This window comes from Rhodococcus opacus B4 (assembly GCF_000010805.1).
GTDB lineage: Bacteria > Actinomycetota > Actinomycetes > Mycobacteriales > Mycobacteriaceae > Rhodococcus_F > Rhodococcus_F opacus_C.
This window is the reverse complement of the sequence record NC_012522.1, coordinates 5,963,289-5,985,598: the sequence shown is the minus strand read 5'-3', so window position 1 is coordinate 5,985,598 and position 22,310 is coordinate 5,963,289. Positions and strand designations below refer to the sequence as shown.

Annotated in this window: 12 protein-coding genes; 9 read left to right on the top strand and 3 right to left on the bottom strand. The window is 66.7% G+C overall.

Going from position 1 to position 22,310, the window contains the following annotated elements; translation table 11 throughout:
* Window positions 1-15: 15 nt before the first annotated feature.
* The 4 genes from ROP_RS27260 to ROP_RS27245 all read left to right on the top strand — a co-directional run bounded on the left by ROP_RS27260 (window position 16) and on the right by ROP_RS27245 (window position 4,665).
* Complete coding sequence (locus ROP_RS27260; protein ID WP_015889242.1) at window positions 16-477, top strand: Lrp/AsnC family transcriptional regulator; 462 nt, start codon at window positions 16-18, stop codon at window positions 475-477.
* Window positions 474-1,859, top strand: coding sequence for an aspartate aminotransferase family protein (locus ROP_RS27255; protein ID WP_015889241.1), 1,386 nt, complete (start codon window positions 474-476; stop codon window positions 1,857-1,859). Before ROP_RS27260 ends, ROP_RS27255 begins: the two co-directional genes overlap by 4 nt.
* The gene (locus tag ROP_RS27250) at window positions 1,856-3,349 is read left to right on the top strand and encodes a gamma-aminobutyraldehyde dehydrogenase (RefSeq protein WP_015889240.1); all 1,494 of its coding nucleotides are present in this window, start codon (window positions 1,856-1,858) and stop codon (window positions 3,347-3,349) included. Before ROP_RS27255 ends, ROP_RS27250 begins: the two co-directional genes overlap by 4 nt.
* Before the next feature lie 125 nt (window positions 3,350-3,474).
* Entirely contained in the window at window positions 3,475-4,665 is a 1,191-nt protein-coding gene (locus ROP_RS27245; RefSeq protein ID WP_015889239.1) for a TerC family protein, read from the top strand.
* An 81-nt stretch (window positions 4,666-4,746) separates the two neighbouring features.
* On the opposite strand, the gene ROP_RS27240 is transcribed toward ROP_RS27245, so the two are convergent.
* Window positions 4,747-5,190: an SPW repeat protein gene (locus ROP_RS27240; RefSeq protein WP_015889238.1), complete on the bottom strand. Its 444-nt coding sequence runs from the start codon at window positions 5,188-5,190 to the stop codon at window positions 4,747-4,749.
* Window positions 5,191-5,364: 174 nt separating this feature from the next.
* On the opposite strand from ROP_RS27240, the gene ROP_RS43580 reads away from it, so the two are divergent.
* Together ROP_RS43580 and ROP_RS27235 are read left to right on the top strand one after the other, a co-directional pair.
* Complete coding sequence (locus ROP_RS43580) at window positions 5,365-5,523, top strand: hypothetical protein (protein ID WP_015889237.1); 159 nt, start codon at window positions 5,365-5,367, stop codon at window positions 5,521-5,523.
* Between the two features lie 48 nt (window positions 5,524-5,571).
* Entirely contained in the window at window positions 5,572-5,883 is a 312-nt protein-coding gene (locus tag ROP_RS27235) for a hypothetical protein (protein WP_015889236.1), read from the top strand.
* 5 nt (window positions 5,884-5,888) lie between these two features.
* On the opposite strand, the gene ROP_RS27230 is transcribed toward ROP_RS27235, so the two are convergent.
* Complete coding sequence (locus tag ROP_RS27230; protein WP_015889235.1) at window positions 5,889-16,712, bottom strand: non-ribosomal peptide synthetase; 10,824 nt, start codon at window positions 16,710-16,712, stop codon at window positions 5,889-5,891.
* 406 nt (window positions 16,713-17,118) lie between these two features.
* Here ROP_RS27230 and ROP_RS27225 point away from each other — a divergent pair, with 406 nt between their 5' ends.
* Genes ROP_RS27225 through ROP_RS27215 form a run of 3 tightly spaced genes read left to right on the top strand, consistent with a single transcriptional unit; the run spans window position 17,119 to window position 21,079 of the window.
* Entirely contained in the window at window positions 17,119-18,951 is a 1,833-nt protein-coding gene (locus ROP_RS27225) for a DUF4012 domain-containing protein (RefSeq protein ID WP_015889234.1), read from the top strand.
* A gap of 50 nt (window positions 18,952-19,001) precedes the next feature.
* Window positions 19,002-19,967 (top strand): glycosyltransferase family 2 protein, encoded by a 966-nt coding sequence (locus tag ROP_RS27220; RefSeq protein ID WP_015889233.1) that lies wholly within the window; start codon window positions 19,002-19,004, stop codon window positions 19,965-19,967.
* Entirely contained in the window at window positions 19,964-21,079 is a 1,116-nt protein-coding gene (locus tag ROP_RS27215) for a polysaccharide pyruvyl transferase family protein (RefSeq protein WP_015889232.1), read from the top strand. The genes ROP_RS27220 and ROP_RS27215 overlap by 4 nt, the downstream gene beginning before the upstream one ends.
* Here the strand turns inward: ROP_RS27215 and ROP_RS27210 are convergent.
* The gene (locus ROP_RS27210) at window positions 21,064-22,305 is read right to left on the bottom strand and encodes a lipopolysaccharide biosynthesis protein (protein WP_231868994.1); all 1,242 of its coding nucleotides are present in this window, start codon (window positions 22,303-22,305) and stop codon (window positions 21,064-21,066) included. The genes ROP_RS27215 and ROP_RS27210 overlap by 16 nt on opposite strands.
* Window positions 22,306-22,310 lie beyond the last annotated feature (5 nt).

The window sequence follows — 22,310 nt, the reverse complement described above, 5'->3', positions numbered from 1 at the left end:
AGGGAGGATTCGACCATGTCTGAGCAGCCCACTTCTCTCGATCCCGTGTCCAAGCAGATCATCGAGCAACTTCAGGAGGACGGTCGACGGTCGTACGCGGCCATCGGCAAGGTCGTCGGATTATCGGAAGCGGCTGTACGCCAACGCGTGCAGAAGCTGATCGACACCGGTGTCACGCAGATCGTCGCGGTCACCGACCCCGTGCAGGTGGGATTCGCGCGCCAGGCCATGGTCGGGATCCGCTGCTCGGGCGACGTCACCGAGATCGCCGCCCAGCTCGCCGACGTCGACGCGATCGACTACGTGGTGCTCACGGCCGGCGCCTACGACATCCTCGCCGAGATCGTGTGCGAGAACGACGACCACCTGCTGACCGTGCTCAACAAAGAAATCCGCACTATTCCCGGTGTGCTCGGCACCGAGACGATGGTGTACCTGAAACTCGTCAAACAGCAATATGATTGGGGAACCCGATGACTACGGTTACCACCACTTCGCCCAGCACCACGCACCTCGAGACGGCCGCCCGCCGCCACTTGTGGGGTCATTTCTCCCGGCACGGGGAGAACATCACCCCGCCGATCATCACCCGCGGCGAGGGTGCCCGGATCTTCGACGCGTCCGGTAAGAGCTACCTCGACGGACTGTCCGGGCTGTTCGTCGTCCAGGCCGGACACGGCCGCACCGAGCTCGCCGAGGCCGCCGCCAAACAGGCCGAACAACTCGCCTTCTTCCCGCTCTGGTCCTACGCCACCGAACCGGCCATCGAACTCGCCGAACGCCTCGCCGGCTACGCCCCCGGCGACCTGAACCGGGTCTTCTTCACCACCGGCGGCGGCGAGGCCGTCGAAAGCGCCTGGAAACTGGCCAAACAATACTTCAAGAAGGTCGGCAAACCCGGCAAACACAAGGTCATCTCCCGCTCCATCGCCTACCACGGCACCCCCCAAGGCGCCCTCGCCATCACCGGGATCCCCGCCCTGAAGGCCCCGTTCGAACCGCTCACCCCCGGCGCGTTCCGGGTCCCCAACACCAACCTCTACCGCGCCCCCGCACCGCTGGACACCGACCCGGAGGCGTTCGGGATCTGGGCCGCCGACCGGATCGCCGAGGCCATCGAATTCGAGGGCCCCGACACCGTCGCCGCCGTCTTCCTCGAACCCGTCCAGAACGCCGGCGGCTGCTTCCCACCCCCGCCCGGCTACTTCGAACGGGTCCGGCAGATCTGCGACGACTACGACGTGCTGCTCGTCTCCGACGAGGTGATCTGCGCGTTCGGCCGGATCGGGTCGATGTTCGCGTGCGACGACTTCGGATACGTCCCCGACATCATCACCTGCGCCAAGGGCCTGACCTCCGGGTATTCGCCGATCGGGGCGATGATCGCCTCCGACCGGTTGTTCGAACCGTTCGCCGACGGGCAGTCGATGTTCGCGCACGGCTACACCTTCGGCGGCCACCCCGTCTCCGCGGCGGTCGCGCTGGCGAACCTGGACATCTTCGAACGCGAAGGCCTCAACGCCCACGTCGCCGAGCAGGCGCCGGCATTCCGGGCCACCCTCGACAAGCTCACCGACCTGCCGATGGTCGGCGACGTGCGCGGCGAAGGCTTCTTCTACGGCATCGAACTGGTCAAGGACAAGGCCACCAAGGAAACGTTCACCGACGCCGAGGCCGAACGGATCCTGCACGGGTTCCTCTCCACCGCCCTGTTCGACGCCGGCCTGTACTGCCGGGCCGACGACCGCGGCGACCCGGTCATCCAGCTCGCACCCCCACTGATCTGCGGGCAGACCGAATTCGACGAAATCGAAACCATCCTGCGCAGCGTCCTCACCGAAGCCTGGACGCTGCTGTGAACCACCAGGATCTGCCCGGGATGTACGTCGGTGGCCGCTACCGGGACGGCCGGGCCGCCGAGGTGTACGAGGTGCTCGACCCGGCCACGGGTGAGGTGATCTCCTCACGCACCGACGCGTCCACCGAGGACGTCGACGACGCGGTGGCCACCGCGAAGACCGCGTACGCGGAGTGGTCGACGACGAGTCCGGGCGAGCGTTCCGCCGTCCTGACCCGGTGGGCGGCCGAACTCACGGAGATGTCCGACGACCTCGCGTCCACCGAAACCCGGCAGGCCGGCAAGCCCATCAAGCTGTCGACCGAGTTCGACGTTCCCGGGTCGATCGACAACGTGTCGTTCTTCGCCGGCGCGGCCCGCAATCTGGAGGGCAAGGCGTCGGGTGAGTACTCGCCCGACCACACGTCCAGCATCCGCCGGGAACCCGTCGGCGTGATCGGGTCGATCTCGCCGTGGAACTACCCGCTGCAGATGGCGGCGTGGAAGATCCTGCCCGCCGTCGCCGCCGGCAACACCATCGTGCTCAAGCCGGCGGAGATCACTCCCCTGACGTCGCTGCTCTTCGCGGAGGCCGCGTCCCGCGCCGGAATGCCGGACGGGGTCGTCAACGTGATCACCGGCCACGGGGCGACCACCGGGGCGTCGCTGGTGTCGCATCGGGACGTGAGCATGGTGAGTTTCACCGGATCGACGCCCGTCGGACGGCAGATCGCGGCCGCCGCCGCGGGTAAACGACTCCACCTGGAACTGGGCGGCAAGGCCCCCTTCGTCGTGTTCGACGACGCCGATCTCGAGGCGGCCGTCAACGGCGCCGTCGCCGGTGCGCTCATCAATTCGGGTCAGGACTGCACCGCGGCCACCCGCGCGTACGTGCAGCGCCCGCTGTACGACGACTTCGTCGCCGGAGTGGCATCGCTCATGGACACCGTCCGACTCGGTGATCCGTCCGATCCGAGCACCGACATGGGTCCGTTGGTGTCGCGGCGACAGCAGCAGCACGTCGCCGGGTTCGTCGACCGCGCCCGCGACACCGGGGCGAAGATCGTCCGCGGCGGTTCCGTTCCCGGCGGCGACCTCGCATCCGGTTTCTACTACGAGCCGACGCTCGTCGTGGGCGCCGACCAGTCGAGCGAGATCGTGCAGAGGGAGATCTTCGGCCCGGTTCTCGTCGTCCTGCCGTTCGACGACGATGCGGACGGGATCGCCCTGGCGAACGACACCGACTTCGGGTTGGCGGCGTCGGCATGGACCCGGGATTTGTACCGGGCGCAGACCGCCTCCCGCGAGATCGCGGCCGGCTGCGTGTGGATCAACGACCACATCCCGATCATCAGCGAGATGCCGCACGGCGGGTACAAGGCGTCCGGTTACGGCAAGGACATGTCGACGTACTCGCTCGACGAGTACACCAACGTCAAGCACGTCATGTCCGACATCACCGGTACCGCCAGGAAGGACTGGCACCGGACGGTGTTCGGCGACCGAGGATAGGCCCGGTCGCCGGGGCGGCAGCAGGTGTGCCGCCCCGGCGTCCGCGGCAGTTCTGCCAAGTCGCGCCCCCGCGCGCGACTACGCTGACGAACAGGCGCGTTCGCTTCGGCTGAAAGGCAGAGACGATGCATGTGACTCCGTTCGCCTGGACTGTGACGATCGTCGTGATCGTCGCTCTGCTCGCGTTCGACTACTTCTTCCACGTACGCCACGCGCACATCCCGACGCTGAAGGAAGCGGCGATCTGGTCGTCGATCTACATCGGGCTCGCGCTGCTCTTCGGTGTCGCCGTGCTGATCTTCGGCGGCGTCGACATGGGCACGGAGTACTTCGCCGGCTACGTGACGGAGAAGGCGCTGTCGGTCGACAACCTCTTCGTGTTCCTCATCATCATGTCCAGCTTCCGGGTGCCGCGCGAAGACCAGCAGAAGGTCCTTCTGTTCGGCATCGTGTTCTCGATCTTCGCCCGCACCGCGTTCATCTTTCTCGGCGCCGCGCTCATCAACTCGTTCGCATGGATCTTCTACTTCTTCGGCCTCATCCTGCTGATCACCGCCGGGAACCTGCTGCGGCCCGAGACCGAGGAGTCGCACTCGGCCGACAACTTCATCATCCGGATCGCGAAGAAGTTCATGCACACCACCGAGCACTACGACGGTGACAAACTCTTCACCGTCGAGAACGGCAAGCGGGCGATGACGCCGATGCTGCTGGTGATGGTCGCGATCGGCGGCACCGACATCCTGTTCGCGCTGGACTCCATTCCCGCGATCTTCGGCCTCACCCAGAACGTCTTCGTCGTCTTCACCGCCACCGTGTTCTCGCTGATGGGTCTGCGTCAGCTGTACTTCCTGCTCGACGGTCTCCTCGACCGCCTCATCTACCTGTCGTTCGGACTGGCCGCGATCCTCGCGTTCATCGGAGTCAAGCTGATCCTGCACGCGCTGCACGAGAACAACCTGCCGTTCGTCAACGACGGCGAACCCGTCAACGTCATCGAAATCAGCACCTTCGTGTCCCTCGGTGTCATCATCGGCATCCTCGTGATCACCGTCATCGCCTCGCTCACCAGCAAGCGGGGCAGGGCGCAGTCCGCCATCGCCGGCGCCCGCCGGCACGCGGTCAACTACCTCGACCTCGACTACACCGCCGACCTGTCCGAGCGCGAACGCATGTACGACAGGCTGATCAACGAGGAACAGCAAATCAAGAAGCTCGACCCGAAATTCAAGAAGATAATCCGCGAGGAAACCGCCCTCATGGACCTCATCAGACGCGCCCACGAGGAGCACGACGCGTTCCTCAAACAGAACTAGCCGAACACAGTCGAAGCGCCCACCGGATCCGGCGGGCGCTTCTTCGGCTCGTGCCCCATCCCCATGCGGGCACGTGCGTGTCTACCTCCTCCTCATCCTCATGCCGCCGTCCGCCATTCCCATGGCGGTGATACCGAGACCCAGCAGACACACGACGATGCCGCAGACCACGTTCGACCAGATCATTCCCGCCGTGGTGGTAACTCCGACGACCAGCCACGGGCTGACGATCATCCACAGTCCGAGCAGCGGCGCGACGAACGCCATGCCGTGCGTGCGTGAGTAGGCCGACGTGAAACCGACCGCGAGCAGTGCCACTGCAATACCCGACAGCAAATTGCACATCGCCAGGCCAGACTGGCTGGCGAACCCGATAATCCAGGGCGACGCCGCCATGTAGAGGCCCGCCATGAACATCAGGCCCTCGGTGACCTGCGTCATCGGCTGTTCCGAGACTCGGTCGTAGCGAGCCCGCAACTCGGCGATATCAGGGTGTCTGTCGATCGACATACCTGGTGTCGTCATCACCCACCTCCTAGAAATAGAACCAATCCCTACCGTGGGGGTGCCCCGAACTCGGTGCGGCAAACCAGCGATGACCAGGTAATTTTTCCGGATCCCCGACTACCGACCAGTCCCCACGAACGGCGACGATCAGCCGACCTTGGGCAGCCGTCCAGGGACGGGCATACTCGAAGTGTGTGGTGGATTGCCTGGGTCGCGCTCGCGTGGATAGCACTGTCGGTGCCCCTCGCGATCCTCATCGGCAAAGCAATTCGGCAGAAAGACCTGCACGAACTGCCCGCCACCGAGAACGCGACGAGCAAGCACGACCCGCCCGACCGCACGGTTGCATGACCGCGCCCCCGCGGGCGCACACCCGGCGCAGCTTGGAAGAATAGCGGGATGGTGCCGCTCTTCTACCCCCTCGTCTTCATGAACTTTCTGTTCGCGGCAACAACCCTGTGCCTCGCACGCCCCTCCCGCCTCACCGCCGGCGCCACCGTCCTCGCCGCGGTGATCTGGATCTTCGGCAACGGTCCGCTCGAAGGCCAGGTGCTTTGGGAATTCGACGCCACCCACGGCCTCACCGTGTCCGATCTACTGTCTGTCGCCGCGCTCGCGATCGCGGTGTGGACATTCGCGAATACCGGTGACCGCCGGTGGGTGCGGCGAACGACGCGTCGCCGCGGGAAACTGCTGCGCACTCGGTACTGAGCGGCCTAGTCGATCCGCAGCGCCGACCCGACCAACCGCAACACGCGAGGCGACGTCATGTGCCAGTGCGCACTGTCTACGGTGCGGTTCCGGACAGCGCCCGCCACGTACGGCTGCCACGTCGCCGCCGCCTCCGATCCCGTGGGATCGTCCCGGCCCGCGGTGAAGAAGGCGACGTCACCGCGGAAGACTCCCGGCCGGTGGTGCTCCAGCAACGCGCACTGGTGTGCGGCGCTCGCGATCAGCGCCTGGAGTTGTTCCCGGTTGAGGACGGCCGTGGGTCCGCCTGGGGCCGCCAGGAGGTCCAGCGCCGACTCGGGTGTCATGTCCACGACGGCCGCGGGCACCTCCGCCTCGACACCGATTCCCGCCAGCAGATCGCCCACGCTCACCGGAACGTCGGTCTCCGCCGCGTGCGGTTGATGCGCGTAGCTGTCGAGCATCACGAGGGTCGCCACCTCGTCGCCCGCATCCTGGAGTTGCACCGCCACCGCATGCGCCAGGACACCGCCGAGCGACCAGCCCAGCAGATCGTACGGGCCCTGAGCCTGGATGCCGCGGATCTCCGCCACGTACCTCGCCGCCAGTGCGTCGATCGACGCCGGCAGCGAATCGTCGCCGGCGATCGCCGGGGACTGCAGCCCGTAGATCGGCCGATCGGGATCGATCCGGGAGGCGAGACCGGTGTAGCACCAGGCGAGTCCCACGATCGGGTGGATGCAGAACAGTGGGCGTCCCTCCCCTGCCGTCCTGATGGGGAAGACCACGTCGAGCGACCGATCTCGTTCCCGGTCGGCCGAATTCATCCGTGCCGCTATCGAACTCGGCGTCGGGTCCGTCATCACCGTGTGCAGTGGAACCGCGATACCCGTGGACGCCTCGAGCGCACTCACCACCCGCACCGCCGTCAGGGAGTTTCCGCCCAGCTCGAAGAAGTTGTCGTCCGCACCCACCCGATCGACACCGAGTAGTTCACCGAAAACCGTGGCCACGGCGATCTCGGTGTCCGTGCGCGGGGCACGGAAGGCACGCGGCTCGAAGCGGGGCTTCGGGAGCGCACGCCTGTCGAGTTTGCCGGCCGACGCCAGGGGCAACTCGTCCAGGATCATGATCTGCGACGGCACCATGTACGACGGGAGCCGTTCTCGTGCCGACACGGTCAGGGCGCCAGTGTCGATCTGCCGGCCCGGTTCCGCCACGACGTAGCCGACGAGGTGGTCACCGCCGCGTTCGTCGGCGACCAGCGCGGCGGCGGCCTGCGACACCCCTGCGGCCGCCTCCAGCGCCGACTCGACCTCACGTAGTTCGATTCGCAGTCCGCGCATCTTGACCTGGAGGTCGGTCCGCCCCAGATACACCAGCTGACCGGCAGAGGTCCACTTCACGAGGTCGCCGGTGCGGTACAGACGCTCGCCTCGCCGCCCGAAAGGGTCGGCGACGAATCGTTCAGCGGTGAGCTCGCTCCGCCCCGCATACCCGCGGGCCAGTTGATCGCCGCCGAGATAGAGCTCACCGGCAACACCCACGGGCACGGGGCGAAGCCGCGCATCCAGCACGTACGCGCGGGTGTTCCACACCGGCGCACCGATCGGCACCCGCACATCGGCGGACGCGCCCAGCGTGAACGCGGTGGTCGTGACCGCCGCCTCGGTGGGACCATACGTATTGTGGAATGCGCCCGGCCGGAGCGCCATCGCATCCTCCGCCAACTCGGGCGACACCTCCTCGCCGCCCACGTACAGATGCCGCAGCGACGTCAGCGCCTCCCCCTCACCCATCGCGAGAAACGCGGCCAGCACCGACGGCACGAAATGCATCATCGTGATCCGGTGCTCGCGGATCACCGCTGCCAGGTAGTCGAGCTCGCGATGACCGCCGGGCCGGGTCACCACGAGCCGCGCGCCCACGGTCAGGGGCAGGAAGACTTCCCACACCGACACGTCGAAGGTGTACGGGGCCTTGAGCATTCCGCGGTCGGCGGCGGTGACCTCGTACTCGCCGGCGAGCCAGCGCAGCTGGTTCACGATCGCGGCGTGGCTGACGACGACGCCCTTGGGCCGGCCCGTCGATCCCGAGGTGAAGAGGACGTAGGCGGTGTTCTGCGGTCGCAGCGGTCGCACCCGATCGGCGTTCCGGAGCGGACCGGGATCGAACCCGGACAGATCGACGGTGTCGATGTCGATGTGCGTGATGCCGGTGGGCAGAGGTGCATGGGTCCGCGAGGTGGTGAGCACCAGATCGGCTGCCGCGGAGCCCAGGACGTCCGCGATGCGCTCCGCCGGATGTTCGGGGTCGAGCGGCACGTAGCCGCCGCCGGCGCGAAGGACCGCGCACATTCCGACGATCATGTCGAGCGAACGCTCGACGGCCAGCGCGACGAGGCAGTCCGGTCCGATTCCGCGGGCAACGAGCAGCCTCGCCAGGCGGTTCACCCGTGCGTCGAGTTCCCCATATGTCCAGGAACCGCCGTCGAAGACGACCGCGACAGCGCCGGCAGTACGGGCCACCTGCGCATCGAGGAGATCCACGAGCGTCTCGCCGCCCAGTGCGACGTCCGTCGAGTTCCAGGTGTCCAGCATCCGGGCCGTCTCGTCGACCGTCAGCAGCGACACGTCGCCGACCTGTTGCTCCGGTCGCGACGCGAACTCCTCGACCACGCGCACCAGACCACCCACGAACCGGTGCGCCGTCTCGGAGTCGAACAATTCGGTGGAGTACGTGAGAGTCCCGGCGATGCCGGCGGGATCACCGTTCTCGTCGTAGGTGTCCGACAACGAGAAGTCGAGGTCGAACTTGGTGACCTGCGCGGCGATCTCGAGCGGCGTGATGGCGAGGCCCGGCAGTTCCAGCGAGGCCGGCGCCTGGTTCTGAAATGCCAGCATGACCTGAAACAGGGACGAATGCGATTGTGAACGAGCCGGATTCAGTATCTCGACCAGCCGCTCGAACGGCACCTCCGCGTGGGCCATCGCCCCGAGATCCGCCTGCCTCGCCCGCTCCAGCACGCCGAGGAGCGTCGCGTCCACGTCGACCTCGGTGCGCAGCACCAGCGTGTTGACGAACATCCCGACCACGTCGTCGAGCGCCCGCTCACCGCGGCCCGCCACCGGTGTGCCGATGACGATGTCCGACGTCGCCGTCACCCGCGCCAGCAGCACCGCGAGAGCGGCGTGCACCACCATGAACAGTGTCGCGTTGTGCCGCTGGGCCACCGCACCGAGACGGCCGTGCGTTGCGGCACCGACGGTCACGGGCACCACGGCACCCCGGTTGGTGCGCACCGCCGGTCGGGGGCGGTCCGTCGGTAGCTCGAGGAATTCGGGAAGATCCGCGAGTGTGCGTGTCCAATACTCGAACTGCTTCGCTGCCAGGGACTCCGGGTCACGTTCGTCGCCCAGCACCTCCCGCTGCCACAGCGCGAAATCGGCGTACTGCACCTCCAGCGGCGCCCACCCGGGCCGTTCCCCCCGCGACCGCGCCAGATAGGCCGTCGCCACGTCCCGGCCCAACGGCGCCATGGACACGCCGTCCGCGCTGATGTGGTGCACCACGACGACCACGATCAGTTCGTGTTCGCTCACCTGCAGGATCCGCGCTCGGATCGGGACCGAGGCCGACACGTCGAACCCCCGCGCGAGCACGGAGAGCACGTGAGCGTCCACGACGTCCGCCGTGACCGCCGTCGGGAACAGGTCCAGTTCGACGCTCTCCGCGGGCAACACGACCTGCACCGGTGTGCCGTCGTGCTCCGGGAACACCGTCCGGAGCGATTCGTGCCGTTCCAAAACGTCGCGCAGCGCCTGCTGCAGGGCGGAGACGTTCAGGTCACCGGTCACCCGAACGGCCAGCGGGATGTTGTACGCCGGAGACGACGGGTCGAAGCGGCTCAGGAACCACATCCGCTGCTGCGCAGGCGACAGGGGAACATGTTCCGGCCGAGGCCGCCGCGACAGGACCGGACGGTTGCCCGTCCCCGGCAACGACGACAGCTGCTCGGCCAGCGCTTCCACCGTCAGCGCCTCGAACAGTATCCGGACCGGCACGTGGGCGTTCAACGCCTCACCCAATCGGGCGGCCGCCTGCGTCGCAATCAGCGAGTTGCCGCCCAGCGCGAAGAATTCGTCGTCCAGCCCGACCTGCTCCACGGCAAGGACCTCGGCGAACACGGCGACGACGGTCTCCTGCACCGCCGACTCGGGCGCACGGAAGACCCGCGACTCGAGCACCGGCGCCGGCAGCGCCTTCACGTCGATCTTGCCCGACGGGTTCAGGGGAAACGCGTCGAGCACCACGATCGCGGAAGGCACCAGGTACGACGGCAACACGTCTTCGAGTCGCTTGCGCAACAATTCCACGTCGAGAGAACCGCGGGGCACCACGTACGACACCAACGCATCGGCGCCTGCCGCGTTGGGCCGTGCCACCGTGATCGCACCGTCGACTTCGGCGACCCGGCTGATCACCGCGTCGACCTCTCCTGGTTCGATGCGGACGCCGCGAATCTTCACCTGGCGGTCCACTCGCGCGATGAACTGCAGATTGCCGTCGGCGCGGCGATGCACCAGATCGCCGGTGCGGTACATGCGGACACCGTCCGCCGCCGCGACGAAACGCACCGCCGACCGCCCGGGGTCGCCGACGTAGCCGCGGGCCAGACCGGAACCGGACAGATACAGTTCACCGATCGCCCCGACGGGAACCGCGCGCAGCCTGTCGTCGAGGACCCAGCCGGTGGTGCCGGAAATCGGCCCACCGATGGTCACGTGGCCGTCGACAGCGGCAAGGGTGGCCACGACGGTCGACTCCGTCGGCCCGTAGGCATTGAGCATCCGCCGGCCGTCGCTCCACGCCGCAGCGAGATCCGGATGCAGCGTCTCACCGCCGACCGCGACCACCTCGATGTGCTCGAGCCCGTGAACGCTCAGTGACGACAGCACTGCCGGCGTCGAAAGGTAATGGCTCACACGGTGTTCCACGAGTACCCGCTGCAGATCCGGTCCCGCGTACACTTCGGCAGGAGCGACCACCAGGCAGGCACCGGACGCGAACGCGAGCAGCATCTCCAGGAGGGCCGCGTCGAACGTGGGGTTGTATGCGTGGAGTACCCGTGAGTCCGGTGTGACCCGATACCGCCGCACCGCTTCCTCGGTCAGCGAGGACACCCCCCGGTGCGGCACCATCACCCCCTTGGGTGTACCGGTGGAGCCCGACGTGTAGATGACGTACGCCACCTCGTCCGGATGCACCGGAACACGCACCGGCGGAACGTCGTTCAGGTACTCGCCCGCCGTGACCGGAAGCCACACGATCCGGGAACCGCCCACCGACATCGCCCCGACCCCGATGCACACGTCGGCCTCGGTCAGCACCCGTTCCAGGCGCTCCGCCGGATGCGTCGGATCCACCGGGACGAACGCGGCCCCGGTCTTGGTGATGGCCCACAGCGCAATCATGAAGTCCACCGACCGCGGCAAGGCGAGCGCGATCACCCGGCCCGGCCGCGCACCCGCGTCGATCAGCACGTGCGCCAACGCATCGGAGCGTGTGTCGAGGTCACGGTAGGTCAGGGTCACAGTGCCGTCGGCCAGCGCGTGCGCGTCCGGGAAGTCACGGGCAGTGCCGGTGAGAATCTCGGTGATGGTTCTCGGTGCGGACGGTGCGCCGCCGTCGAGAACCGCGCCGGCAGCGAGACCGATGTTGCCCACTTCGATCCCGGGACGGTCGGTGCCTGCGGCCAGGACATCTCCGAACAACTCCGCAAGCGATCGGACGGTGGCGGCGTCGAACAGCGACGGCGTGTACGTGACCACCCCGTCCACTCCGGCGGGGACGTGATCCGACCAGCGCTCCGAGTACGTGAACGCCAGGTCGAACGGCGTCGGAACGGTTCCCCTCTCGGACGTCGGGGTGAGCGCGAGCGACACCTGAGGTCGCTCGCCACCGAGCAGGTCGGCGAGTGCCTCGAACGGCACGTCCGCGTGCTGGAACGCCGCAACGTCGAAGCCCCGGACCTGCTCGAGGACCTCGAGAAACGACATGGCGGGGGTGACGCGGGTCCGCAACGCCACCGTGTTCGTCCGGTCTCCCGTCAGCCCCGCCTCGGCGCCGATCACGATGTCCCGGTGCACACCGACACGGGCGAGAAGGATTGCGAGAGTTGCGCGCAGCACCGTGAACAGCGTCACGCCCTGTTCGCGCGCCAGCCGTGCGGCGGCCTCGTGCCGGTCGGCACCGATCGAGAACTCGTGTACGCAGTCCGACGGAGACGCGCTTCCCCCGACCATTCGGTCCGTCGGCACCGGCGAGGACGAACCGACTCCGCGCAGCGCCCGCTGCCATCGCGCGAGACCGCTGTCTCCCGATGACCGGGGCAGCCGCTCCAGCCGTCCGTCGAGGTACCGCCCGCGGTCCCCGGTGCGGAACATCCGCACTCCCCCGCCGTGCCCCGCACCCGGCGGCACGAACGGGTCGGCGACGAACCGTCCGGCGGTATCCGGGGGCCGACGGTGAAATCCCCGGGCTACCTGCTGCCCTCCCACGTACAGTTCCCCGACCGTTCCGGGCGGGACGGGTCGCAACGCTCTATCCAGCACGTATACGCGGGACCCGGCATCGAGGTAGGTGGGTTGCGTGAGCCCGCGCTCTCCGCGGTGGTCGTGCCCGGCCGTGCGGCCGTCGACGAGTGACGCCCACAGGTCGGCCACGACACTGTCGCCGTCGCTCCCCGACCGCACACGCGCCAGGACATTGGCGTGAGTCACCGCGACCGGTTCCGAGCCCACGGGGCAGAGCACGTAGGCGACCCGGTCCGGGTGGATCGGCGCCGGCACCGACGCCGTGACGTCGAGTTCGCCGTTGCCGCCGAACTCGATGTCGTCCAGAAGGACGGTCGGATACCCGCCGTGCGGAATCGCCTCGGCGTCGCGACGACTGATCAGCAACAGCGTGGGCACCACGTCGGCCAGCAGGTACCGGATGCGTTCGGTCGGGTGGTCGGGGCTCAGGGGCAGGCAGGCGGCACCCGATCGCACCACGGCTACGTGTGCGACCACGTAGTCGACCGGATTCGACAGTCCGACAGCGACAATGCTCGAATCGCCGATTCCGGAGCGGTTCAGGGCCCGCGCCAGAACGGCCGACCGGCGGTCGATCTCGGCGTAGGTGACCATCTCCCCACCGCAGGCGACGGCGACGGCGTCCGGGCTGTCGGCAACTCGCCGGCGGAAGACCTCCGGCAGCGACGCGATGTCGTGCGCGAAATCCTGCGAACCCCCGACGGCCAGGGCCCGCTCCTCCGGTGTCAGCAGGTCGATCGCACTGAGCGCGACACTCGGGTTCCCGGTAATGACTGCGAAGAGTCGGTGCAGCCGCCGGGCCCAGTGCTCCACCGTCTGCCGCTCGAAGCGGTGCGCTGCGTAACGCAACACTCCCTCCAGCCGGTCGCCGTCGGGTAGGCCACGCAGCGACACCACCAGATCCAGACCGTCGAACTCCCGTTCCGTCTCCGCGTCCACCGACAGCATCGCCTGAAAGAGCGGGTGACGGCCGGGCGAACGCTCCTGTCCGGCAATGTCGGTCACGTGCGCGAACGGCACCTCGCCGTGCGCGCGGGCGCGCTGTTCGACACGGTGCGTCTCCCGCAGGAACTCGTCGAATGTCAGTCTCGGATCGAGTCTGCTGCGCAGTGCCAGCGGTTCGGAGTCGTCGACGTTCCCGCCCATGTGGCCGTCCGATAGGACCGCACCGATGGCGAGGTCGTCCGCACCGCTCACGACGGACAGCACCGCCGCGACGGCGGCGTGGACGATCGTGAACGGTGAGACCGCGTGGTCGGCTGCCAGTTCGTGCACCCGCCGGTACAGGGCGGGCTCCACGGCGAACGGAACCGCGCCGGTGAGCGCCCCGGCACGGCCCGAGACGTCACGGTCCGCCGGCAGCGACAATGGCGGCAGACCCTCGAGTTGCCGTTTCCAGTACCGCAACTCGCGGTCGTAGGGTGCGGGAACCGGCAACGCGGATCGATCGACTTTGCCACTCGGCGTGAGCGGCACGGCATCGAGGACGGTAACCGTCGACGGCACCATGTACCCCGGCAGTCGCTCGGCCACCCCGGCGAGAACCTCGTCGGGGTCCAGGCCGGTGCCGTGCACGTATCCGTCCACCGCCAACTCGCCGTTCCGTTCGTGGGCCACCGCGATCGCCGTGTCGACTCCCGGATGCCGCCCGAGAACCGCAGTGATCTCACCCAATTCGACCCGGAATCCGCGGATCTTCACCTGATCGTCGGCACGGTCGACGAATTCCAACTCGTGATTCTTCGACCACCGCACGAGATCGCCGGTCCGATACATGCGCTGCAGGTCGGTCGCGAACGGGTTCGCGACGAAACGTGTCGCGCTCGCACCCGGCCGCTCCAGGTATCCGCGACCCACCCCGGGACCGGACAGATACAACTCGCCCACCACCCCTGCCGGGACAGGCTGCAGGAAGCGGTCGAGCACGACTGCCGACACTCCCTCGATCGGGCGCCCGATCGTGGGGCGGCGTCCGGGGAACAGCGCGTCGGTGGCCGTGGCCCACACGGTGACCTCCGTCGGCCCGTACAGGTTCAGGACCTTGCGGCCTACGCCCCACCGCGCCACCAGTTCCGGCGGGCAGACCTCGCCCGCTACAGCGAGTACTTCGAGGTCGGGGAATCCGGCCGGGTCCATCTGCGCCGGGACGGCCGGAGTCGTGGTCCAGTGGGTGATGCGCTCGCGGCGCAGCAGGTCGGCCATGGCCTTTCCGCCGCGCACCGGCGGCGGTGCAATCACCAACGTGGCGCCCGCGGTCACCGCGACCAGCAGTTCGTGAATCGAGGCGTCGTAGGAGGGCGACGCGCACATCAGCACCCGCGAGCGGGAATCCGCCGCGTAGAGGCGTCGCAATGCGGCCGCGTGATTCGCAAGCCCCCGGTGCGGCATCGTGATGCCGCGCGGCGCCCCCACCGAGCCGGACGTGTAGATGACGTAGGCGGCGTTGTCCAACCTGATGGGATGCGCCAATTCCACAGCGGCGACGGGTGTCCCATCTCCCGGAGCGTCGGCAACATCCACCCAGCGGACACCCGCGGGCACCACCTCCGGATCGGCGGCGAGGGCTATCGTGACACCGGATTCCTCGATCATGTGCGCGATGCGTTCGCCGGGGTAGTCCGGGTCGACCGGAACGAACGCCGCACCACACCGCGCGACGGCCCACACGGCCACGACCTGTTCGATCGAGCGCGGCAGCATCAACGCAACACGGTTACCGACTCCGACACCTTGCTCGAGCAGTCTGCGCGCGAGCCGATTCGATCGCTCGTGCAGAGCGCGGTAGGTCATCTCCGCGTCGCCGCAGCGGACCGCGACCGTGTCGGAATCCGCTGTCAGGTCCAGCAAGTCCGGAAGCGTGAGCGGGTCTACCGACGCGGGACCGTCGAGAGGGACCAGCGCGTCGAGTTCGTCCTGGACGAGCAGCGGCAGGCCACCCACGGCCGCGCCGGCGTCCGCCCCCACGAATCCGCCCAGGTATTCCAGAAATCTCGCGTGGTGGCCGGCGAGTTCTTCGCGCTCGTACACGGCGGGGTTGCCCTCGAAGTCCACGCGAACGTTCTGCCCGGCCGCTCCCGGGTAGATCGCCACCGCGAGGTCGTCGACCGGACCGGCCGTGAGAACATTCAGTTCACCGAGCACTTCGCCCCACCACGTCTCGGTGTGGAACATCATGATGTTGACCATGGGCCCGAACCCGCGGCCGACGCGCGACGTCGACCGCATGTCGTGGAGTATGTCTTCGTAGCGGAAGCGTTGGTGCCGCAGCGCACCGGTGAGTTCCAGTTGGACGCGCCGCACCAGGTCGTGGGTGGTTCCGTGTGGATCGACCTCGATCCGGAGTGGAACGATGTTGGCCACACTGCCGCCCGAACGTCGCGCGCCGGCGGTGGTGCGGGCCGACACCGGGAGACTCAGCACGACATCCGAATTGCCGGTCATCCGCGCCAGGAATGCCGCGAAGGCCGCGACCACGATCGGCACCTCGAACGAATTCCATTCCTGTGCCAGCGCTTCCAACTCGCCGACGACGAGCGGGTCCATCACCTCACTGGCGAGCAACGACACAGTCGACGGGGCGCTCTGCCTGTCGGTCAATCGGGACGGCTCGGGCAGATTCGTCGTTCGTTCCGCCCAGTACTCGCGGTCGATCTCGAAGCGCCGAGACCGCGGGTACGCATCCTCGGATTCGTACAGTTCCCGCAGCGGCACGGCCTTCGACGCGGGAGCTTCCGTGCGCTCCACTGCGTGCGTGTACAGCTCGGCAACCCGGTTCATCAGCACCATGGCGCCGTAGCCGTCCAGAATCAGATGGTGGGCGAAGGTGGTGAGAAAGTAGTGGTCGCCGCCGACGTGCAGCAGGGTCGCGGAGATCAGCCGATCCCGGTACACCGACATGGGCCTGCGGCGGCGCTCGTCCATCCACCGGTGTGCTTCGGCCACCGGATCTTCCCGGGATCGCAGGTCGATGTACGCGAGTTCGTCGTCGATCGTCTCGTCCGCCAGCTGGTACGGCTCACCAGCATGGTCGACGATCCGCACCCCGGGTGACTCGATGTCGAAGGAGCCTTGCTCGGACGCCCATTTCAATGCGCCGATGTCCACGGGCCCGCGGAGTTCGACGTACTGTGCGACGAGGATGGGAACGTTCGGGTCCAACTGCTGCGCGAACCACAACCCCTTTTGGGCATGCGAGAGCGGGAAGGCACGTGAATCGAGTTCACCTGCAGTCTCACGCGGGAACCCCGAGCCCACTATCCGTCCCCCCGATCTACCACTTGCCGAACCGCCCGAGCGCGGGCCGTATACGTATAGGTGTCGCAGCGGAAATCGTTACAGTGACCCTACTCGCAGTCCCAGTATGTTCGCAGCGCTCACGTAGCGGTCACCGGCAGCACTCCCGCGCGTACTCGCAATACTGCATCCAACCACCTCCGAACAGGAACTCGAAAGCACTTACCCTTACTCTTCTATCGGAACAGATACGGACAGAGGAGAATACGGCGTGCCGCAAGTTCACGAACTTCGCCGGAAACGGGACGGCGGCGGCGGAAATCTCCGTCACGGCACGATGAGCAGCCGCCGCGTGCAGCCCTCTGGCGACCGCAAGTTCAACTACGCGACCAGAAACCTCATCCTCGATAGCTAGGAGCAGACCCGAATGGACGCGAAGTCGCCCAACAAGTCCCACAGCGACGGTTCGACACCCGCTGAGGCACCGACGGAACCGCGCCGATCGACCGTTCGACGGCGGGTGCTGATCGGCGTGGGCGTTGCCGCCGCCGCTGTTGTCGCATGGTTCGGGTTCTCGGCCTGGCAGGTCCAGCACAACCTCACCGGCGCGCGGGACAACGCGCAGCTCGCCAAGAATTCACTGCTCGACGGCAACACCGAGGGCGCCCAGCGGGCGGCGGCGGAAGCGCGGGAACGGGCCGCAGACGCCCAGGACAACCTGCATTCGGCCCCCTGGAGTTCCCTCGCCGCCGTCCCCGGGCTCGGAGCACCGTTCGAATCGGCGCAGCAGATGTCCGATGTCGTGGTCGGGCTCACCCGTGACGTCCTCACACCCGCGGTCGACGTCGGCGTCGCACTGTCACCCCGGGATCTGATCGGCGAGGGCGGCAGCGTGCAACTCCAACCGCTGCGCGACGCCGCCCCGGCGTTACAGGAAACGTCGATCGCGGCACGGAACCTGGCCACCCAGGCGGAGGGCATTCCCGGCGCCGGATACCTCGGACTGGTCGACGATGCCCGAGCCGAACTACAGAATCAGACCGACGACGTGGCGAAACTCCTGGAGAACACGACGATCGGAGCCAAGGTACTTCCGGCGATGCTCGGCCTCGACGGGCCACGGAGCTACTTCCTCGCCTTTCAGACCAACGCGGAGGCACGCGGCACCGGCGGACTCGTCGGCGGCTACAGCGTCATCCGGGCCAGCGACGGAAAACTGGGTATCGAGAAGCTCGGCAAGAACACCGAAGTGACCTACGACAAGCGGCCGCTCGACCTCGGCCCCGACTACAAGAGCATGTACGGCAACTACAACCCGTCGGTCGACATCCGGAACAGCAACCTCAGCTCCCACTTTCCGTACGCGGGGCGGATCTGGCAGTCCATGTGGGCGCAGGAGTCGGGCGAACGGGTGGATGGGGCAATCGCGACGGACCCGGTGGCCCTGAGCTACGTCCTGGCCGCCGTCGGCCCGGTCACCCTGCCCGACGGGGAGGTCGTCGACGCCGGCAACGTCGTGGAACTCACCGAATCCACCGCCTACACCCGATTCATCACCAACGAGGCCAACTACACCGAAGACAACGCCGAACGCAAGGAATACCTGCAGACCATCGCCGGCAAAGTCGTCGAGAAGATGACCGGCAAGATCGAATCGCCGCAGCGACTGCTCGACGCGGTCGGCCGGGCCGCCGGGGAGCGCCGCATCGCGGTGTGGAGTTCGCATCCGGAAGAGCAGGCAATTCTCGCCGACACCACACTGGGATACACGGTTCCCGAAGACCCCGCCCCGTACGCCGGCGTCGTGATCAACAACAACGGCGGCAACAAGCTCGACTACTACCTCGACCGCGAGATCGACTACACCGCCGCCGACTGCACGGGCGACACCCGCACGTCCGCGGTCACCGTGCGTCTGACCAACAACACCCCGGACACCAACTTTCCGCGCATCGTCGCAGGCACGTTCAAGGACAAGCCCCTGCCCTACGGCACCAACCTCGCCATGGTCTCGCTACTGTCGACCAACGGCGCAACCCTGACGAAAGCAAGCATCGACGGCAAGCAGTCGTTCGCCATTCAAGGAAAAGAGCTGGGCCACCCCGTCTTCACCGTCCCCGTCACCATCCCCAAGGGCGCGACGGTGGAACTGCGATACGAACTGACCGAGCCCACCGCACCCGGTGAGGCACGAGTGCCGGTCCAACCGCTCGTCGACGATCCGAAGGTGACCGTCAGTGCACCGGTCTGTGGGCAATGACGCGCCCGGCGATCCGCCAAACCCTGTCCAGGCATGAACCGAGGGAATCCATGAGTGAGCCGAAGGTTTCCGTAATCATCGTGAGCTACAACAGCCAGGCTGTCATCGGTGATTGCCTTGGTCCACTTTCCCAACAGGAGGGGATCGAGCTCATCGTGCTGGACAACGCTTCCTCGGACCGGACATTGTCCGTAACCGCGGAGGTTGCGTCGGACGCCATCGTCATTCGTAGCGAGGAGAACGTGGGATTCGCCCGGGGCGTCAATCGCGCCGCACGCCATGCGCGAGGTGATGCGATCCTGCTGCTCAATCCCGATGCGCGTATCTCCCCCACGGATGTGCTCGCTCTTTCGGCCATCTTCGACGAGTCCCCAGAGGTCGGGATCGTCGCGCCGACGCTCAACCAGCCCGCAGGGCGTCTCGCGATCCGCGAAGGCGGCCGGAGGCCCGACGTCGTCAGCGTGTTCAACCACTTCTCGGGCCTTTCGCGACTGTCGCACAAGCATCCACGTTTCGAAGGCTTGTATCTACTCCACGCCCACGATCTCGAGACGCGTGAGCTGGATTGGGTTTCCGGGGCGTGCATGATGGTCCGTAAGAAGACGTGGTCCGATTTGGGGGGACTCACAGAGCGGTGGTTCATGTACGCGGAAGACCTTGAGTTCTGCCTTCGCGCACGACAACAGGGCCAGCGGATCATCATGAGCGCTGATCACACCGGGACCCACGTGGTAGGAGGAAGCACCGGGGCCACCGCATCGAAGAAGCCGAATCCCGCGTGGGTGATCAATCTCTACGATCTGTACAAGTGGAAGATGGCCCGGACCCGCGTGCAGAGCGTGATATGGAAGGCCGCGGTCGCCACGGGTCTCCTGTCGAGATCGGTTGCCTACTACGTGAAATCCATCGGTACACCGGAGCGGGCGGCGCTGTGGCGGACCGAGTCCCACAAGTTCCTCTGGTACACTCGTGCACTTCTCGCGCAATCCAGCAGAATCGATGAGGTCGGGACATGACCCCTCCAAATCCGCGAATCCTCGTGCTCTGGGCCGATCGAGATTCGACGAACCTCGGCCTTCGCGCTCTGGCGGAGGGAACGGAGTCGATAGTCGAACGGAGATGGCCGAACGCCGAGTTGACATTCCACACCCAAGACAGTCCCGACACCCCACTCAGCAAGCGAAGCGTGCTCCGGGACATCTTACGACCACGCGGACCCATCAAGCGCGAACTCGCCCGATATGACGCCATTTTGGATACTGGCGCAGGCGACAGTTTCACGGACATCTACGGATTGCGACGACTGGTGTTGATGGCGTACGTGCAGCGGGTCGCCGCACAGCTTCGAGTGCCGACCATTCTCATGCCCCAGACCGTCGGCCCGTTCGACAGCAGGCTCGGGCGCCTGATCGCGAGAAGGTCCCTGCAGCAGGCAACCAGCGTGTTCGCCCGCGACCCGGTCAGCCTCGCGTTTGCGAGGCAGCTGGGACGGCAGTCGGCATCGGAGTCGACAGACCTGGTGTTCGCGCTGTCGCGCCCCGACCACACGGACACCGTGGAGCGCGACGTCGTCGTCAACGTCTCCGGGCTGCTCTGGTTCGACAACCCGCACGTCGACTCCCAGAGCTATCGCCGATCCGTGACAGCCCTGGTCGACGGGCTTCTGCAGCGCGATCGTCGGGTCGGTCTCCTCGCACATGTTCTCGATTCGCCGGTGACAGACAACGATGTACCCGCAGTACGAGAGTTGGGGGGTGTTTTCGGAGACGCGGTCGAGATCCTCGTCCCAGACTCTCTGACCGATGTACGCGGCATCCTCGCCACGGCGAACGTGGTCATCGGTGCCCGCATGCACGCCTGCCTCAACTCGCTGTCCGTCGGCACGCCGGCAATCCCCTGGGCATACTCGCGCAAATTCGCCCCGCTCGTCGATGCATTGGGGTGGAACATGCACGTCGATTTGAGAGCATCAACGGATCCGGCGCGCGAGACCCTCGCGCTCATCGAGTCGATGGACGACTCTGCTGCACGCAAGGATGTGCGGGAACTCCTGAGCAGGACCGATTCGATGATGGGCGAACTCGGCGCCGCTCTGGGTGACATCGGTGTCCGTCAGACCGCGCTGTGATCGATGTTCCCCTTGGCCACGACCGTGAAGCATTGACGGAAGTCGCTGGCGCGAAACAACAACGATGCCGCACTCAGCCGGAGGGCACGCAGACTCGCAAGCGTGGTCACCAACCAGCCGGCAACCGATGCCAACGCTGCACCGGCACCTCCCAGATAAGGTCCCACGATGAACATCAGTGCGACGCTCACGCCCAGTCCGAGAAGCTGCGCGGCGGTCATGAGGACCCCACTGCCGCGCGCCACGAGCATCTGGGACGCGACATAGTTCAAGGTGAGAAAGACTGATCCGCACAAACAGATAAGAGTGATTGATACCGAACCTTGGAAGCCGTCACCGAATACGAGCGGGATGAGCACGGGCGTCGTGCATCCCAGCACCACCACAGGCACCGCAGCGGTCAGGACAGTGATACGAATCGACAGCGCCGAAATGCGTCTACCCACTTCCACGGCCGACGCTGCGGCGTCACGGAACATCACGGACGCAATCGTGTGTCCGAGGGTCATGGGTAGGCTCGCGACCGTTATCGCGATGGCGAATAGACCCGCATCGTGGGCCCCGATCGCGACGACTGCAACGATCTGAGGAAGCGTATTCGAAGCCGTCTCTGCCGCTTGGCTGCCGGAATACGCGACGCTCTCCTGCGCCAGTGGACGAAGACGGGACCTCCGCCCTCGCGGTGATATTCGAGTGAGATACACCCCTACGAGAGTCGAAATGAGTGTGCTGACCGCCGCACAGACAAGAATCCACGGAAGCGTCAGACTTCCGAGGATCCATCCGAGGGCGACGCCGGACGTGAGTGCCACAGGTTGGGTCGACTGTAGGAGAGCTATCGCGCCGTATCGTCGGCTCGCGATCAACACGCTCTGAAAGCACAGCGTTGCGATGAACCCAACCGAACAACCCATTCCCAGAATGAACGCCCGCGTGCCGGAGGTATCGAGTTCGGTGATCACGTACCGCTCGATCAGAAGCCCGATCGCAACTGCCGAGGGAACCAAGAACGGCAGGACGACGTATACGGCTCGGATCGTCGATTCTGGAGCACCGATCGACGCGCGCCTCCGTACCGCAAGCGGTAGTCCCATACCGAGAACAACAGGCGCGAGCATCATCGCGGCGAAGCAGGCCGCGTAAAGCCCCCGCCCTGACGGTCCCAATTCCCGCGCGATGACAGGGGCGGTGATCAAAGGCGAAAGCTGGACGATCAGTCGGGTCAACGAAA

Coding starts and splice junctions, on each gene's coding strand:
- ROP_RS27260 (WP_015889242.1), top strand. CDS start 16: ATGTCTGAGCAGCCCACTTCTCTCGATCCCGTGTCCAAGCAGATCATC.
- ROP_RS27255 (WP_015889241.1), top strand. CDS start 474: ATGACTACGGTTACCACCACTTCGCCCAGCACCACGCACCTCGAGACG.
- ROP_RS27245 (WP_015889239.1), top strand. CDS start 3,475: ATGCATGTGACTCCGTTCGCCTGGACTGTGACGATCGTCGTGATCGTC.
- ROP_RS27240 (WP_015889238.1), bottom strand. CDS start 5,190: ATGACGACACCAGGTATGTCGATCGACAGACACCCTGATATCGCCGAG.
- ROP_RS27235 (WP_015889236.1), top strand. CDS start 5,572: ATGGTGCCGCTCTTCTACCCCCTCGTCTTCATGAACTTTCTGTTCGCG.
- ROP_RS27225 (WP_015889234.1), top strand. CDS start 17,119: ATGGACGCGAAGTCGCCCAACAAGTCCCACAGCGACGGTTCGACACCC.
- ROP_RS27220 (WP_015889233.1), top strand. CDS start 19,002: ATGAGTGAGCCGAAGGTTTCCGTAATCATCGTGAGCTACAACAGCCAG.
- ROP_RS27215 (WP_015889232.1), top strand. CDS start 19,964: ATGACCCCTCCAAATCCGCGAATCCTCGTGCTCTGGGCCGATCGAGAT.